This window comes from Enterococcus sp. R12 (assembly GCF_058135755.1).
Genome location: NZ_CM176874.1, coordinates 890,959 through 907,277, shown reverse-complemented (window position 1 = coordinate 907,277; position 16,319 = coordinate 890,959). Strand labels below are relative to the sequence as shown.

At 39.8% G+C, this 16,319-nt stretch carries 15 protein-coding genes; 5 read left to right on the top strand and 10 right to left on the bottom strand.

All coding sequences use genetic code 11. The features are described 5' to 3' along the window. Window positions 1-117: 117 nt before the first annotated feature. Window positions 118-741 (bottom strand): N-acetyltransferase, encoded by a 624-nt coding sequence (locus tag ACTW1R_RS04270; protein ID WP_167821619.1) that lies wholly within the window; start codon window positions 739-741, stop codon window positions 118-120. 73 nt (window positions 742-814) lie between these two features. On the opposite strand from ACTW1R_RS04270, the gene ACTW1R_RS04265 reads away from it, so the two are divergent. Further along, the gene (locus tag ACTW1R_RS04265) at window positions 815-1,603 is read left to right on the top strand and encodes a MerR family transcriptional regulator (RefSeq protein WP_118214741.1); all 789 of its coding nucleotides are present in this window, start codon (window positions 815-817) and stop codon (window positions 1,601-1,603) included. Between the two features lie 86 nt (window positions 1,604-1,689). Here the strand turns inward: ACTW1R_RS04265 and ACTW1R_RS04260 are convergent, their stop codons facing one another. Beyond that, window positions 1,690-3,462 (bottom strand): oleate hydratase, encoded by a 1,773-nt coding sequence (locus ACTW1R_RS04260; RefSeq protein WP_074536535.1) that lies wholly within the window; start codon window positions 3,460-3,462, stop codon window positions 1,690-1,692. Window positions 3,463-3,706: 244 nt separating this feature from the next. After that, complete coding sequence (locus ACTW1R_RS04255; protein ID WP_086338612.1) at window positions 3,707-5,347, bottom strand: C40 family peptidase; 1,641 nt, start codon at window positions 5,345-5,347, stop codon at window positions 3,707-3,709. A gap of 611 nt (window positions 5,348-5,958) precedes the next feature. Here ACTW1R_RS04255 and ACTW1R_RS04250 point away from each other — a divergent pair. After that, the gene (locus ACTW1R_RS04250) at window positions 5,959-6,099 is read left to right on the top strand and encodes a hypothetical protein (RefSeq protein ID WP_005237363.1); all 141 of its coding nucleotides are present in this window, start codon (window positions 5,959-5,961) and stop codon (window positions 6,097-6,099) included. 214 nt (window positions 6,100-6,313) lie between these two features. Here ACTW1R_RS04250 and ACTW1R_RS04245 read toward each other — a convergent pair whose 3' ends face one another. Genes ACTW1R_RS04245 through ACTW1R_RS04230 form a run of 4 tightly spaced genes read right to left on the bottom strand, consistent with a single transcriptional unit; the run spans window position 6,314 to window position 9,762 of the window. After that, window positions 6,314-7,759, bottom strand: coding sequence for a glycoside hydrolase family 1 protein (locus tag ACTW1R_RS04245; RefSeq protein ID WP_167821618.1), 1,446 nt, complete (start codon window positions 7,757-7,759; stop codon window positions 6,314-6,316). A gap of 13 nt (window positions 7,760-7,772) precedes the next feature. Next, window positions 7,773-9,089: a PTS sugar transporter subunit IIC gene (locus tag ACTW1R_RS04240; protein ID WP_034868338.1), complete on the bottom strand. Its 1,317-nt coding sequence runs from the start codon at window positions 9,087-9,089 to the stop codon at window positions 7,773-7,775. 32 nt (window positions 9,090-9,121) lie between these two features. Next, window positions 9,122-9,430 (bottom strand): PTS sugar transporter subunit IIB, encoded by a 309-nt coding sequence (locus ACTW1R_RS04235; RefSeq protein ID WP_005225316.1) that lies wholly within the window; start codon window positions 9,428-9,430, stop codon window positions 9,122-9,124. A gap of 20 nt (window positions 9,431-9,450) precedes the next feature. Then, complete coding sequence (locus tag ACTW1R_RS04230) at window positions 9,451-9,762, bottom strand: PTS lactose/cellobiose transporter subunit IIA (RefSeq protein WP_005225315.1); 312 nt, start codon at window positions 9,760-9,762, stop codon at window positions 9,451-9,453. 304 nt (window positions 9,763-10,066) lie between these two features. Between ACTW1R_RS04230 and ACTW1R_RS04225 the strand changes: the two genes are divergently transcribed. Then, window positions 10,067-10,486 carry a DUF3284 domain-containing protein gene (locus ACTW1R_RS04225; protein ID WP_005225314.1) on the top strand — a complete coding sequence of 140 codons (420 nt, stop codon included), beginning with the start codon at window positions 10,067-10,069 and terminating at the stop codon, window positions 10,484-10,486. A 71-nt stretch (window positions 10,487-10,557) separates the two neighbouring features. Next, complete coding sequence (locus ACTW1R_RS04220) at window positions 10,558-13,179, top strand: PRD domain-containing protein (RefSeq protein ID WP_167821617.1); 2,622 nt, start codon at window positions 10,558-10,560, stop codon at window positions 13,177-13,179. A gap of 151 nt (window positions 13,180-13,330) precedes the next feature. Here the strand turns inward: ACTW1R_RS04220 and ACTW1R_RS04215 are convergent, their stop codons facing one another. After that, complete coding sequence (locus tag ACTW1R_RS04215; RefSeq protein ID WP_142967826.1) at window positions 13,331-14,212, bottom strand: DMT family transporter; 882 nt, start codon at window positions 14,210-14,212, stop codon at window positions 13,331-13,333. 114 nt (window positions 14,213-14,326) lie between these two features. On the opposite strand from ACTW1R_RS04215, the gene ACTW1R_RS04210 reads away from it, so the two are divergent. After that, a complete protein-coding gene (locus tag ACTW1R_RS04210) occupies window positions 14,327-15,166 on the top strand; it encodes an AraC family transcriptional regulator (protein WP_016610560.1) in 840 nt (279 codons plus the stop codon). A 255-nt stretch (window positions 15,167-15,421) separates the two neighbouring features. Here the strand turns inward: ACTW1R_RS04210 and ACTW1R_RS04205 are convergent, their stop codons facing one another. Further along, entirely contained in the window at window positions 15,422-15,880 is a 459-nt protein-coding gene (locus tag ACTW1R_RS04205; RefSeq protein ID WP_081118375.1) for a GNAT family N-acetyltransferase, read from the bottom strand. Window positions 15,881-15,952: 72 nt separating this feature from the next. Further along, window positions 15,953-16,252 carry a MazG-like family protein gene (locus ACTW1R_RS04200; RefSeq protein ID WP_016610558.1) on the bottom strand — a complete coding sequence of 100 codons (300 nt, stop codon included), beginning with the start codon at window positions 16,250-16,252 and terminating at the stop codon, window positions 15,953-15,955. Window positions 16,253-16,319 lie beyond the last annotated feature (67 nt).

The following is a 16,319-nucleotide window of genomic DNA, read 5'->3' as shown; positions in this document are numbered from 1 at the left end:
GCCATCGCTTTCGACCAAAACAAGCGCCGTTTCCATAAACCGAAAACAGCTTCCTTGTCCTTCTTTGCTTCCAGTTTACCATACTAGCCAATGAAAAAAGAGTGCATCGCTGCACTCTTAGGAAGTATAGATATAAAACTCGATTTCCTTCTTGATCGGTTTTTTGATCCAGCGTTTCACAGCAGCTGCCCGCTTCAAGCCCATATGCTCATAAAAACCGAAATTACAGGTGGTATCGGTATAAAGGAAAAACGGAGCCGTTTTTTCCTGCTGGACCATCGCTAAAAAGGAAGTAAAGAGCTGCTTGCCTACACCCAATCCTTGTGTTTTGGGACTAACGGCAAACAAACCAACTTCGGTCTGAAAAGGAGTTTGTAAGTCTTTCAACATCGCTTGATTTAACTCAGCCACCTCTTTGGCATAATGCAGCAGCGTGTTTCTCCCTTCTTTCGTAAGCAGTAAGCAGCCAGCATGCCAAATCGTTTTCCCCCAATAGCGCATTGGATGAAGCTTCTTCCCTCTTTTACTGTCTGCTAATAAGATGCCGACAGCTTCACCATTTAAAAGAGCCACACGCGAATAGGTCGCACGGGCAAGTTCATAACACAAAAAGACATGAGCAAAGTGCTTGGCAGTCTTCTTGTCAAATTGCTTGTCGTAGTTCCAGCTATCAATAATTACTTGCACAAGCGCAGGCAGATCTTCTCGTTTAAATGGTCGATACGTTACTTTTTTATTCATTCTATCTTCCTCCCAGTAGTTGACTATCCTTAGTATAAAGTTTACAGTAACTGTAAAGTCAAGGAGGAACGCCATGAAAACCAAATTAAAAGTATCGGAAATGGCACGCTTCGCGCGGATCAATCCTCGGACACTCCACTATTATGACGAGATTGGGCTATTTCAACCAAACAGCAAAGACGAGAACGGATATCGGTATTATTCCCTTGATCAACTTTTGGATCTCGGATTGATCCTGTCATTGAAAGAATTATCGATGCCCTTAAAAGAGATCCAAACAGCGCTGCAGGGGGATGCCGAGACCATGAGAAACTTATTGGAAGCCAAGCGGCAAACCATCGATGAAAAAATTCAGCAGTTGACCAACATCAAAAAAATCATCGAACGAAAAGCTGCGGACTTGCGCCTGGCTGCAGAAAAAACTTCCCCCTTCACCTTGAAGGAACAGCCAGAGGAATATTTCTCCCTTAGTCCTAGATTAAACGGCAGCTCCATCCCAGAGATGATCACCCAAGCCTACGATCTCTTGATGGCACAGCCTTATCTATTCTCGAATAACGAGTACGGTTTTATGATTCGGACGAACAAAGACGATACGCAAGACATCGACTACGTTTACGTGCGGCAAGAAGAGCCGCAAGGGACTTCCTTCGTGAAACCAGCAGGATGCTATTTAACCGCCATTTATCAGGGGGATGACGAAGGATTGAAGCAGTTCTATCAAAAACTCAAGCAGCTGATTGCGACGCACCAATGGCAAATCGATGACTACTTCTATGAACGATCGATCCACGAAACGACCCTTAGCAACGAGCAAGCTTATTTGACAGAGATCCAAGTTCGGATTTTATCTGAGGAATAATGATTCGTTCAAACTGCGCTAAAAAGCAAATAAAAAACGCAACGACAACGAGCAGCTTCTTTCGCCTCGTTGTCGTTGCGTTTTATTTAAATCAAATGGTTTTCTTTCAACAGATCGCCAATGTAGGTATGTTCGGTTTTCTTAACGAAGCCTTCCAAGAGTTTCCGTTCGATAAACGGCAGCTCCATTTCCGTAATTTTTTTCTTATCGGTCAGATAATAGACAGCTTTGGCCAAAGTACGTAGATCATAAGCGGAAGCAAACACTTCTGGTACCCCACGTTCCACAGCTAATAGCTGATAAACAGCCTCCATTGCAGTCCGAACGGAATATTCTGTTGTAAAAACAGTGTCTCGTTCAGTCTCTGCGAAATTACCGATAAAAGCTAAGTTTTTGGAGCCATTTGGAATAACCAATGGCCGATCCCCTGGTTCACGCAGCATGAAGTAAGAAGTGATAAACGGCATGTAGACTGGAACTGCCACACTTGACTCTTTTGAAATGCGTTGGATTTCTGCTTCTGGCACGCCTAAATGGTAAAGCAGTTCTTGCACGATTTCTTGTCCAGAACATTGTTCAATTGGTTTTTTGATGTAGTTCCCTGGTGTATTTGACAACAAGCCATACACCCATGTGATCGTTTGTTGGTCTTTTTGTTCTTTAAAGTGCGGTTGGCGATGGGTCGCAAAGCTCATCATCCAATTGGAATCTTTGATGGTGATGATCCCGCCAGTGACGATTCTGCCTGTTCGTAACTTGCGATGGGTCAATTTTTCTAAATAAGGTTCCACATCAAAATTTTGCCAAGTCACGGTTGCCGAAACAAACCAGCTTTCTTCAGGTAAGTTTTCATAAAAGACTTCTGGATGACCAAACTCAGGCGATTGCGCCGCCAAGTTTTTCCATAAACGCCAGCTGCCACCAGGTGCTTTTGAGATAGGCGCTGGAGTATAATGGTCCCCTTGCGTGGAACTTTCAGTGATCGATCCGTTGGTAACAAAGACCAAGTCATCTTCTGATAAAGGAATTTCTTCGATTGCACCCGCTTTTTCTAGCACAAGTTTTTGAGCAACTTTTTCCTCGCCCACGATCCGAACATCAATATTGCTGACGGTGCATTCATATTGGAAGTCAACTCCTTGTTCTTCCAAATAAGCAAGTAGTGGTTTGACCAATGACTCATATTGGTTGTAACGGGTAAATTTTAACGCAGTAAAATCAGGCAAGCCATCGATATGGTGCACAAAACGCAACACATAGCGGCGCATTTCAATCGCCGAATGCCATTTTTCAAAGGCGAACATCGTACACCAGTATAGCCAAAAATTGGATTCAAAGAATTCATCGCCAAAAACATCTTCGATTTTTTTCCCGATCAATTGATCTTCTGAAGTCATAAATAATTGGGTTAATTCTTTTTGTGCTGTAGCAGACAAGGTAAATTCTCCATCATCTGCTGCTCGTTGGCCGCGATTGTGGATGATCCGACAGTTAGACGAATTTGGATCATCGTGGTCCAACCAGTAAAACTCATCTAGCACCGAAGCATCTTCCACCTCCAAAGATGGAATCGAGCGAAATAGATCCCACAGACACTCAAAATGATTTTCCATTTCTCGACCGCCGCGGGTCACAAATCCATCATGGGGAATGAATTTTCCGTCTAATGAACCGCCTGATAAAGAAAGTTCTTCAAGGACGTGGATTTTCTCACCCGCCATATGGCCGTCACGGATCAAGAAGACTGCCGCAGCAAGTCCTGCTAATCCCCCACCAACAATATAGGCTTCTTTCTTTTCGACATCTTTCGGTTTTCTGCTTCTTGCAAAAGCTTCGTAATTTCCGTTCGTATATCTCATGTAGATCCCTCCTAATATTGGTACGTTTTTATGGTATCAGTAACTATTTTTTTTGACAAAAATTTGTACTAGTAAAAACAAGTGATTTTGACAAATCGGCCTTTTTGTCAAAAAAACAGGGCAAAGGCCCACCTTTTAAAAAGATCTGCGCCCAACCCAAAAAGCGCCTCTAAGAAAACTGATGGCAGCTTTCTTAGGGGCGTTTCTAACAAAGGACAAACCCTTTGCTTTTTCAATGAAACATTTATTTCACTCGTAGAGCGAAGCTAGCAGTCGAAAAGCCTGATTGTGCTTCGGTGACTGTATAACCCGTGCTTGGCGCATGGATATAGCTTGTATTACTGGTAGCGATCGCTACGTGGTAGGTATTCCCTTTTTGACCCCAGAACAGCAAGTCGCCAGCTTGTGCTTGCGAGACAGGAATGATTGTCCCTGCGCTTTCTTGTGGGACTGTCCAATCACCGATGTTTTTGCCCGTCACTTTTAAGAAGACGTAGCGTGTAAACCCGGAACAGTCGAAGACATCTGGTCCTTTGCCTCCCCATTGATAAGGAGTGCCGATATGTTTTCTAGCTTCTGCAACGATCGCTGCTCCGTTCACGCTCATCGGAACATTGGTATTGCCTGCGTTGTTATTGTTGCCAGGAGTCGTTGCACTGACTTCCTTCACATACGCTGCAGATACCCAGCCACCCGTTGATAACTTATACCAAGTGGCATTGCCATTGACTGACGTTCCTTGTTTTTGAGCGACTGCTTTGAAGGTCGCATTGCTGCCCAAACTGCTGACTACACTTGCAGAAGTCGATGCATTTGAGCGGACATTCATACCAGTGGTTGTTTGGAACGTTTTATTGATGGCTTGCTCACTCGCATTGCTTGAGCCGTTTGATGAACCAGTGTTGCTTGAACCTGTGTTTGAATTATTGTTATTACTTGTATTTCCAGAACTAGACGTGACGTCACGCACATATGCCGCTGTGATCCAACCACCAGTCGATACTTTGTACCAAACATTGGTGCCGCCAACGGATGTGCCATTTTTCTGGGCAACGACCTTCACCGTCGTGCTGTTGCTTAGGCTGCCAACGACACTACCACTTGTTGAGGCACTCGAACGGACATTCAATGCCGCTGTTGTTTTCACGTTCTTGTTGATAGCCGTTTCTGCAGAAACACTTGTGTTGCCGCCAGAAGAACTATTTCCTGTCGAACTGCTGGAAACATCTTTGACATAGGCCGCCGTGATCCAACCGCCTGTGGACAATTTGTACCAAGTGGTCGTGCCATTCACCGACGTTCCACTCTTTTGTGCAACGACTTTCACCGTCGCATTGCTGCTTAGTCCACGTACGACACTAGAACTAGTCGTTGCATTTGAACGGACGTTCAATGCAGTGGTCGTTTTCACTGATTTCGAAATTGCTTTTTCCGATGAAGACGACGAATTGGACGAGCCTGTATTGGCAGAAGAAGAGCCTGAAGTGCTTTTCACATAAGCCCCTGAGATCCAGCCGCCTGTTGATAGCTTATACCATGTTGTATTGCCATTCACTGAGGTACCGTTCTTTTGAGCCACCGCAGTGATTGTTGTATTTGCTCCTACACCACTTACGATAGAGGCACTTGTTGAAGCATTTGAACGAACATTCAGTGAAGCTGTTGTTTTAAATTGTCGATTGATCGCCGTTTCAGCTGACGATCTGGCAAGAGTAGCAGTTGTGTTGGTTGATGACGAAGCGTTTGTCGTTTCGGTCGCATGAGCAAGAGACGTAAAGACACCTGAAGTCGATGCTAACGCTGCTGTGATACCCAATCCTTTTTGTACGAAAAGGGACCGTTTTTGTTTCACTAAACGCTTACGTTTGATTTTCCGAGATTCCAATAAAACACCCCCTGTACCCCATTTTAACAAAAATTAATATTTTTTGATATTGTTTTCGTTTTGTATTTTTTTACTTTACGTTTAATAAAACGTGTCATTTATTTTCCTGCGTTATTCTTTTTGATCACTTTCTCTTTGGTGTTGCTCAATGGCACTCTATTTACAAAGATTTCTATAAACTACAGAAAAACGCTATTTCATTCAACGTTATTTTAATTCGCGAATAAAAACAGGATTTTTTTTGCAAACAAACCCACTTTTTGAAAAACAAGACTGTTATTTGAATAACATTTCTTTCCTGATTCCCTTTTTCAAAAATCGATACTAAAACCACCCATTTATCATTCCTTTTTTACACGAGGGATTCTGTGAAAAAATTGTTTCAAAAAGAACGCTGCTTTCACCTGTGTGATCGACGCTTAGATGAAATCCTGTTACATCGCTTCCAACCGGATGCGAATTTCTTAATAGAGAAGTCCCTCATCTCTGCCAAAAGAAATATTTTCACAATGTATTTTATGGGAAAGATTATAACACCAAGGAGAAAACCAAGGATTTGCATAAGTTTGTGAAATCGTGCTATACTTAAAAAAAGGAAGAGGTGACCGAGTATGAAAACAAAGACGAAAGAAAAAGTTTATGCTGAACGACAACATAACTATAAAACGAAAAAAGAAGAGATTTTCAAAAAAGCCCTAGATTCCGTACCGACCACAGACAAGAAAAAAGAAGAACAGAAAAAGAAAGCGTAGACTCCTGCGTTTTCTTTTTCTGTTGATTTATAAAAAAGACGAGACTTCACCAATTTTGGCGAGTCTCGTCTTTTTTGACGATTACTATTTTTGTCTAAAAAATACTTAGTCCGATCACTTTTTTTGAACTTTGTTGGGTTCGATATAGATTGTAGGATTCCCCAATGCAGAGTGGGAATCCATGAAAGCTAAGATTATTATAGGGATAAAATTTTCATGCCAGCTCTTCACCATTGGTCGCTATCACTTTTTGATACCAATAAAAAGAGTCTTTACGAATTCTTTCCAAGGTTCCTTTTCCATCATCATCAAGATCCACGTATATAAACCCATAACGCTTCGACATTTCACTTGTACTAGCACTGACTAAGTCGATGCATCCCCAAGGAGTATAGCCCATCACCTCAACTCCTTCTTGAATCGCTAAACCGATTTGCTCGATATGGTCACGCAAATAATCGATTCGATACGCATCGTGAATCCGTTTATCCTCTGTCACCACATCTTCAGAACCTAAACCATTCTCAACGATAAAGAGAGGGACTTGATAACGCTGATACATTTTTTTCATGGTGATTCGTAAACCTACTGGATCGATCTGCCAGCCCCAATCACTTGCTTTTAAGTAAGGATTCTTGATGGATCCAAAAAGATTCCCACCAGTTTCTTCTTTTGATTCTCCTACAACCATTGACATATAATAACTAAAGGAAAGAAAATCCACTGTTCCTTCTCTCAAAATATCACGATCGCCTTCCTGAACGTCGATCACAATTCCATTCTCTTCAAAAAATGAATCCATATATGCTGGATATTCTCCACGTATTTGAACGTCAGTATAAAAGAAATTCATTTCATCTGCTTTTACAGAAGCCAAAACATCTTGCGGATTACATGTTTCAGGATATGCCTCCATTCGAGCCAACATACAACCGATTTTGGCATCTGGGATAATTTCATGGCATTTCTTTACAGTTAAAGCACTTGCAAGGAACTGATGATGTCCTGCTTGATATTGTGCTGCTAGCATATTGTCAATTCCGTCTGCCAAAATCCCTCCACTCAGATAACCAGTCATCCCAATTATATTGATTTCATTAAACGTCAACCAATATTTGACTTTATTCTTGTAACGGTTAAACAGCGTTTCTGCATAGCGAACAAAATGATCAATAGTATCCCGTGAGAGCCAGCCATTTTGAGTCAGCGCTAAGTGCAATGGGAACTCGTAATGTGAGATCGTCACCAACGGTTCGATTCCATGCTTTAGACACTCATCAAAGACTGCATCGTAAAAGGCTAACCCAGCTTCATTGGGTTCTTGGTCATTGCCATTTGGAAAGATCCTTGGCCAAGAGATTGATAAACGAAATGTTTTAAACCCCATCTCTGCCATAAGCGCGATGTCTTCTTTGTATCGATGATAAAAATCGATACCATGCCTTTTTGGATAATGTCCCTTTTTATCCTTCATAGCAAATTCGACTTGGTCTCTAGTCATAGGTTCCCCTAACAGCATTTTTGTCCGTGCCTCTTTTCCAATGTAAAGGGCAGTATCCGCAGTTGACCATCCTTTTCCATCCTCAAGAAATGCTCCTTCTAATTGATTCGCAGCAGTTGCGCCACCCCATAAAAAATTATCTGGAAATCGTTTATTCATTCTGTTCGCTCCTTTATTCTTGTTCTGCTACTACACCAAATTGTTCCTCTTGTTCCGCCAACGCTTCTTTGGCGATCAATTGTTTTTCATATGCTTTGAAAAATGGATAATAAATTAAGCCTGCAGGAATCAACATTAGATAATCCCAGATAGCATTTTGCCATTTGAGCGTACTGAGATAACTTGCCATCCCCATTGGCAGCAAAGCAGAAATGGAAATCCAACCAGGTGTTAGAAAACCGATTCGATAGCCAATTAATGTCAGTAACATCACCACAGGAATATTTAGCACATATGGAATACAAATGATTGGATTGTACATAATCGGCATACCAAAAGTCAGCGGTTCATTGATGTTAAACCATCCTGGCACAGCTGCGATTTTTGATATCGCGCTGATTTGTTTCGATTTTGATTTTAAACCCATTAAAGCTAGTGGTAACGTGTTCCCTGTTCCTCCGGCAATTGCCATCCCACCAAACAAAGCCACGGGATAAAAAACGAGTGGCTCGCCTGCAGCAGCAGCAGCGCCATTTGCGGTTGCAGCTTGGATTCCAAGAGGCATAATAATCGGCACTAAGATCATCGTGCCATGAATCCCAAAACACCATAATAACGCTGCAAATACACACATGATAAACATCCCAACGGTGGAAGACAATGCAGACAATGGAATGCCTAAAAGCGCCATAAAACCAGAGGCAATCGTGTAATTGCCGTTGGTAAAGATATCTACCGCAGCACTGCACGCTAAGAAAAAGCAGGCGCTAATTGCTAACGGTACGATCGAGGCAAAGCCATCTTGTAAAAATGGCGGTACTACGTCTGGCATTTTGATGCGAATATTATGATCCGCACAATATTTTTCAATTTGAACAGAAAGGAAGACAACAACAAATCCGATAAACATACCAGTCGATCCTAAGTAAGTCATATCGATACTAGTAACTCCTGCTTCACTGATCATTAACGTGCCAGCAACCAAGAAAAAACAAATCAATGCATCAACTGCATTCATGATGGGCGACTTCATTTTTAAGTTTTTGGCATAATTAAAAGAAAATAGAATGACGACCCATACAGATAAAAGGTCCATTGTGAACTTATAAGGCAGATAAATAATTTCGTAGAGCTGACTTTCCGCAGCAATCACATGAAACATCGTAGGACCTAAAACCGAAACAGTGATTTGAGAGATTGCCCCAACCATAATGATGCCCATCAAAGACATCATACATGCTTGCAAAGCTGCTAGAAACTTATTACTCCCGAGTTTCTGTCCAAAATCTTGTAATTTTATCATCACTGGACTATCAAAAAGTTTTTCCATATTATGATCCACACTCCTTTTATTATTGTGTCTTACTTTTGACCATACAATTTCGTTGCGAGCTTCATAATATTCGAGCAATTTGCCATTGCATAATCAAAAGATGGAATGGCTTCAGTTGGCAAACCAGTATTTTCCACGATTTCTTTCAAACGATAAGAGACCTGTGGTCCCACCATCACTACATCATACTCTTGATAAACATCCTGATATTCCGATAGTCCGACGGCCTTAATGTCTAACTCCATATCATTTTCTTTCCAGTACTTACTCATTTTTTGCATCAAAATACTGGTAGACATACCTCCAGCACAAACCAATAAAATTTTCATCTTCTTCATGAATTTCCCTTCTTTCCATTTTATTTTTGATAGAATCGAATGATTTCTTTGATCAATTCATTGGCTAACATACTTGTCATAAAATGATCCTGTGAGTGTATCAATAGGACATTGATTTCTTGCTTTTCCCCCCTTGCTTCTGAAAATAATAGCTCTGTTTGTGCCTGATGGGCTTTTTTGATCGCATCATCCGATTTTCTCAATAAAAGATTACATTCTTCCAAATTGCCGTTACGCGCTTCCTCTAATGCTTGGAATGCATAGGAACGCCCATCTCCTGAGTTAGCAATCAAGTTCATGGCTGCCGACTCTGTATTGTTTATTTTTTCCATAGTGACTCTTCCTTCCCAATTTTTTTCTCACTTACAAAATCAAAACTATCATAAACACCTTTTTAATCAAGCGCTTACATTTCGCGAAAAAAATTTTTTATACACTAAGTTTCACAAAAACAACCTTTAAAATCTGAAAAAATCAAAATAATACCTTCATTCATCCATTTCTATAACTAGTGTATAAAGAAGTAAATCAATTTCTTCCTACTGTATAATCCTATAAAATAGTTGTATAAAATTTGTCAATTTCTAGAAAATACCGTCGGTTGCACCCTCAATTAATTCCCCCTATAATACACTCATGAAAATCAAACGAACGTTACAAATAAGCGAAAACGAATTCTATGACTATCTTGAAAGTGAACTCATTCGCGAATGTCAGCTCACGAAAACAAAGATTGAGAAAGGACTGAATTACAAAAAAACTGATTCCAAAACCCAAATGGAAATTTCAGTTTTCGTGATCAACTATATTCGTGGCACACTTTATGAAGTCAAAATCTCCTCTTCCTATGAGACATATTTTCTTAAGTACACAACACAAGAAAATGAAAACGGTTTAGAGATACAATTCGAACAGCACATCGAAAGTTTTGAAATGAAAAAACAAAACCGACTGATGCGGCTCTTTAGCGAAGGTGTCTATTTAGGAAGAATGTCTGATACTCTATTCGATATCCAAAAAAAAATCCATGAGAAGAGGAGGACTAATTTGTCCTGATGAATTGACATAGAATGGGGATAGGCGATTTCTAAGCCAATACATTGAGAATGTTTCAAAGGAGTAAAACTATGAGTAGAATGAAAGCTATCGTATTTGACTTTATCCAAAATCAAATCTACACCAATCAAGAACAAGTGAATGGTCTGACTACAAAGCAGGTTGCTGAGGCATTGAATCTACAAAGATCGAATGCCAGCACCCTTCTTAATCAACTTGTTCAAGAAAAGAAGTTAGTGAAATCCACATCGAGACCTGTTCTCTATTCTTTAGCAGAACCAATCGCTGAAAAGGATGCATTTGACGTCATCATTGGTGCCAATCAAAGCCTTAAAAATGCGATTCAATTGGCAAAAGCCGCCGTCTTATATCCAAAAAATCCATTAAATGTGCTGATTCAAGCCAAACCAGGCTGTGGTACTAGTTACTTTGTTGATACACTAGTAGATTTTGCCAAACAGCGACAGGTGCTGACTAAAGAAGCTCCTTATATAAAAATTAATTGTCGAAATTATTCCAAAGATCCTCATTTGCTTGATGAGGATCTTTTCGGAACCAACGAGGATTATGCCAATAGCGTATTTGAGAAAGCTTGGTCTGGTATTCTTTTTCTAGAAGCATACGATTCATTAAACACGAAGCAGCAAAACAAAATTTTAGATTTTTTAAACAACAAAATCCCCCTATTTCAAGAAAAAAAGCAATCTCAGCCGAATAATGTGATGGTGATCTTATCAATCATGCCTTCAAAAGAACTTTTAATTAATCAAGCGATTCCACTGACGATCGAATTGCCTGAAATAGAGAAGCGCTCCTATAAAGAACGTTTTGACTTGATCAATCATTTCTTTTCCAGAGAAGCCGTTCATTCTAGACGTACAATCGTTGTTCCCTCAGAAGTGATCCGAGGTCTATTGTTAGCAAATTTTTCTTATCAAGTAAAAGAGCTGAAAATGGATATTACAGCTGCTTGTGCCAAAGGGTATGTTCGCGTAATCAATGAGGGTGACCAAGATATTGCTCTTTCCCTCGCTGATTTCAAACCAGAAATCAAACAGAGCTTGTTACGGGTGAAAGAAAATGCGATGGTTTTCGACGAGCTATTCGGAAATGTTGAGCATATTATTTATGATAAGAATGAGGGTTACTTAAAAGAATTTGGAAAAAATGAACGCTTATACCTTTATGAGGAGATTCGCAATCAATATCAATCACTTTCGGAGAGCGGCATCAATGAATTAACGATCACTCCCCTAATGAACAAGTATGTGCAAAATCTTTTTAATAAGTACAACTATTACAATGTCTTTGATGATCAATATAACATTACTCAATTAGCAAAAATCGTCGATGCTAAAGTCATTCAAATTGTTGATTTCTGGCTAAAAACCTGTAAAAAGGAACTCAACAGAGAATTTAAATCAAGCGTATTTTATGGGCTTTGTCTTCATATCAACTCCTTATTGACACTGGCTTCCAATCGACAAACCCTCTCGCAAGAGGAAGTCACTCAATTTATTCAACAATACCCTGAGGAATATGCGCTAAGTGTTCAGCTTTCGATTGAATTAAAAAAGCAGCTCAACTTGAATTTACCAAAAGATGAGATTATTCTGATTTTACTTTTTCTGATTAACCAAGAGCAGACTCAATTAACCGGTCATCCAGTATTGTTATATCTCATGCATGGAAATCGAACAGCTTCTTCATTGGCTGAAACAACAAACATGCTGACTCAGACAAATAACATTTATAGCTACGACATGAAACTTGATAGCACACCTCGCCAGTCGATGATCGAAATTAAACAAGTCATCAAACGAATTGATCAAGGACAAGGTGTGATCGTTCTTTATGATATGGGTTCAATAAAAACGATTGTTGAAACGATCGCTGAGGAATTAAATTGTAAGCTTCGACTGATTTACTTACCTATAACTCTTATCGGCATCGAAGCAGCTCGAAAAAGTGCAATGGAAACCGATATTGATTATGTCTATCACACGGTCAGTATGAGTATGAACGACTTGTTACAAAAAGCGGAAAAAGGATATGAATTGATCATTACTTTATGCCATACCGGAGAAGGAGGCGCAGAACAACTAAAACGGTACATCGAAAGTTACTCAAAACTTGGTATGAAAGTTAAAGCACTGGCTATCTCTTCGAGAAATGAACTAATCAAAGAAGTGAGTAACTTAAAGAAAGTCTATAAAGTACATGCTTTTGTTGGGACTTATGATCCTAACATTTTCGGTATTCCTTTTATCTCAATTGGGAAAGTATTTGAGACACCAAAGGAAACACTCGATCGCTTACTTTTATTTGAGCCCGTAAAGACGCAATTCTTTGATTACACAGAAGTCTATAATTACTTAGCTGATTCGTTCAAGTATACCGACATTGGCAAATTAAAAATGGTCTTGCCAGAAGTCATTGATGAGATTTGCGCCCTTTATCCTCTTTCCCTTGATCAATCCATTGGCTTATTCATGCACTTAGCTTGTCTGATCGAACGGTTATTAGAAAACCGTTCACCCAACATTGCCAAAGCAAATCTCGCTGTAATGAAAACATTTAAGCAAGATGCTTTGATTATTGCAAAGATCTTAAGAAAATTAGAAAAAAGCTTCGATGTTTTGATCAACGATTTGGAACTTTCCACTATCCTTCTCATCATCAAAAAACTCTAAACATACAATATTTATTAGGCGAAAATAAGTTTTCCTAATATTTGGTGGGTAACCCTTTTGATATGGGTATAACTAAAAAAACCTCTCTATGTTCCTTCATTGATAAAGGAACATAGAGAGATTTCATTATTCTATTACTTCATTACTTAACTCACTCCATATTTTTTTGTAAACACATGATGCTCCCTATAACTGCCATAAATCCTACTAGCTCCACCACTGTGAAGTGATCATGAAAAACAATGATCGATAAGAAAGCAGCCAGCAGTGGCTCAACTGCTGTTAAAACTGTTGCAAGTGTTGAGGATAAATAGCGTAAACTTGTTAAAAAAATCAAATACGCTAGTGCTGTTCCAAATAAAATGACCACCAACAAATAAAGAATCACTTGAACGTTCAGTTGACTATCAATCTGCCACATTGGATGAACCACATTCGCCAAGCCTCCACCAATCAACATCCCCCAGCCGACAATTGGTAAACTCCCATATTTTTGCAAGAGTTTACGCGGCTGTATAGAATAAAAAGCTAGTGATATCGCTGATGCTAACCCCCAGCCTAGCGCAGATTGGGAAGTCGCTAATTGCTCAATCTGTCCTTTTGATGCCACAGCCGTCACACCAAGTAAGGTTACCAGTAACCAGAAACATGTCTTTAAAGAGGGGAGCTGCCTTTTGGCTATCGCAGCATAGAGTAAAACAAAGAAAGGTCCAGTATATTGAATAATCGTTGCAAACGAAGCATTGCTTTGCTCAATCGTTTTAAAGTAGGTAAATTGAACGAGAAACATGCCTAAGAAAGAAAACAAGAGCAGCTGAATGAAGTCCTTTTTCTCACGAAATGGGGAAATCAAACGGGCGCGATCCTTTAACCCAATACTTAGCAACAAACACCCTGAAAGAACCAATCGTGTTGAAACGAGCCAATTTGCTGAAATACTATATTTCGTAAATAAAATTTGTCCAGCGATGCCAGAAACTGCCCACAAAGCTGCTGCTGAACAAGCATAAACAATCCCAACTGTTTTTTTCATAAAAACACCTTTTGTCTTTCACTTTACTTTGTTAGTATTATACCGAATCAGATAGTGAACTTTTGTCAATATCCTGATTGTTTTTAACACTATTCTGTAAAAAGGTGGTGCGGTATGTACTTTGAACGCACAGAAGAAAACGAAGAAACGACCAAACATACAACTACAAATCGCTCCTTCGCAATTTATCAACGTTGCTTGCAACAAAAGCGTGGCGACCAATTGCCTCTGCATTGGCACGACGAGCTGCAAATTGTATGGGTCGAAGAAGGTAGCTTCGTGTATACGATAGACGACGAGCAAATTTTGCTAAGCAAGAATGAGGCGATCATTATTAATAGCCGTGTACTCCATGGTGCTGTTTTAGCTTCAGAAAACGTCCGATATTGCTGCTTTGATTTTTCTTCAGGCTTTATTGCTGACCCTGTTTTTAAAGAAGCGATCGAACAATTAGTCCACGATCGCACCCGCAGCTATCGGCGCTTAACCTTAACCGCCCAACATCAAGCATTTGTTCAAACCGTGCGTCTGCCTCTGCTTATTGAACAACGATTTACTCTCTATGAATTGTTTTTAGCTGCCCTTTCACAGCTAATGGCTGCAAGACCTGCTTCACCCAAGAAAGAAACTATCTACTTAATGCTGGCATTTGTCCATGAGCGTTATCAAGAACCATTAACGGTTCCTGCGATCGCTAAAGCTGCTGCCATCAATACACGTACTTGTACCGCCCTTTTTCGGCAATACACGACATTGACCCCAATCAACTATCTGATTGATTATCGATTGTCTCAAGCCAAAAACCTATTGATCGAAACGGATGAGCCGATCTCAACCATCTGCTACCACGTTGGCTTCAATCACTTGAGCTACTTTAGCAAAAGATTTCAGCGTAAATTTGGTTTAACGCCGCTACAGTATCGCAAAACCTATCGCGAAGATGATAGAAATTAGCTGATCGGTACCAACAGAGCCTCTCATCTAGATAAATTTTGCTATATTCTATAAGCGTTTCAGTACTTTTTTCACTTTTACGCTCATTGGTCCATAAGAATCTCTTTGAAATCCTTTTCTAAAAACCACACACCCAATATTTAGTAGGCGAAAACATGTTCCTACAACATATTGTGGATAAACCTGTTGAAACTGTGCATAACTAAAAAGCCTGCGATTTTTTCGCAGACTTTTTTATTTATTGACATGCTTGGATTAATCTAGAGATAAATAATAGCTCACATTATCTGGTAGTGGTTTAAAGCCATTCTTTTTATAAAAATCCGCTGCTGGCATACTTTCTTCGGTATCTAACAAAATCGTTGGAATCTCTTTCTTGAGCAGATCCTCTTTGATTCTTTCTAAAAAAGTGGAACCAAGGCCTTTTCCTTGATGCGTGCCAGTAATTAAAAAGGTATCGATCACATACTCTTTTCCTTGATACCAGGGCTTGATAAAGCCTAATGAAAGACCAATCAATTCATTCGATGCTCGGTCTGTTAGTCGATAACCAATAAAAGTATTCATTGCCATCATTGAAGATACATAGTCGGTGATTTGCGGCACTGTCAATTGGTCATTCCATGGTTCTGCTGAAAATACGGCAATATAGTGGTCCACAACTTCTGCTAAATCCGCCGTGGTTAATTCACGCATGCTTACATTCTTTTCCATCCTATCTCCTGCTTCCATCTATATTTCGGTAAGGGCCTATACTCGAGGAATCCACTAGTTTTTGTGCGTGTATCAATTATCGATTCGTTTGGCATAGCCATTGCCATAACTCGTATAACGACGCTTTTGGTTGACGGCCATTTTTTTATGAATCTCTGCTTCAAGATCGATGGAAAGGATTTCCGCTAACCCAAGAAGATAAATCGCCACATCCGCCAATTCTTCTCCTACCTCTTGTTGCTTCCGATACGCGTCAAAGGCTTCCCCTACTTCACCATATAAAGCTAAAAACTCTTTTTCAATATTTGTGACATTGAATTGGTGATCGATTTTGTTTTGATAAATCGCTTTTTGCATTTCTGAAAGTTTCATAGTCGCTCCTTTTGGGATAGTATACCATTTTATCTTACCTAATTAACAATTCTGCCAATCAATAATT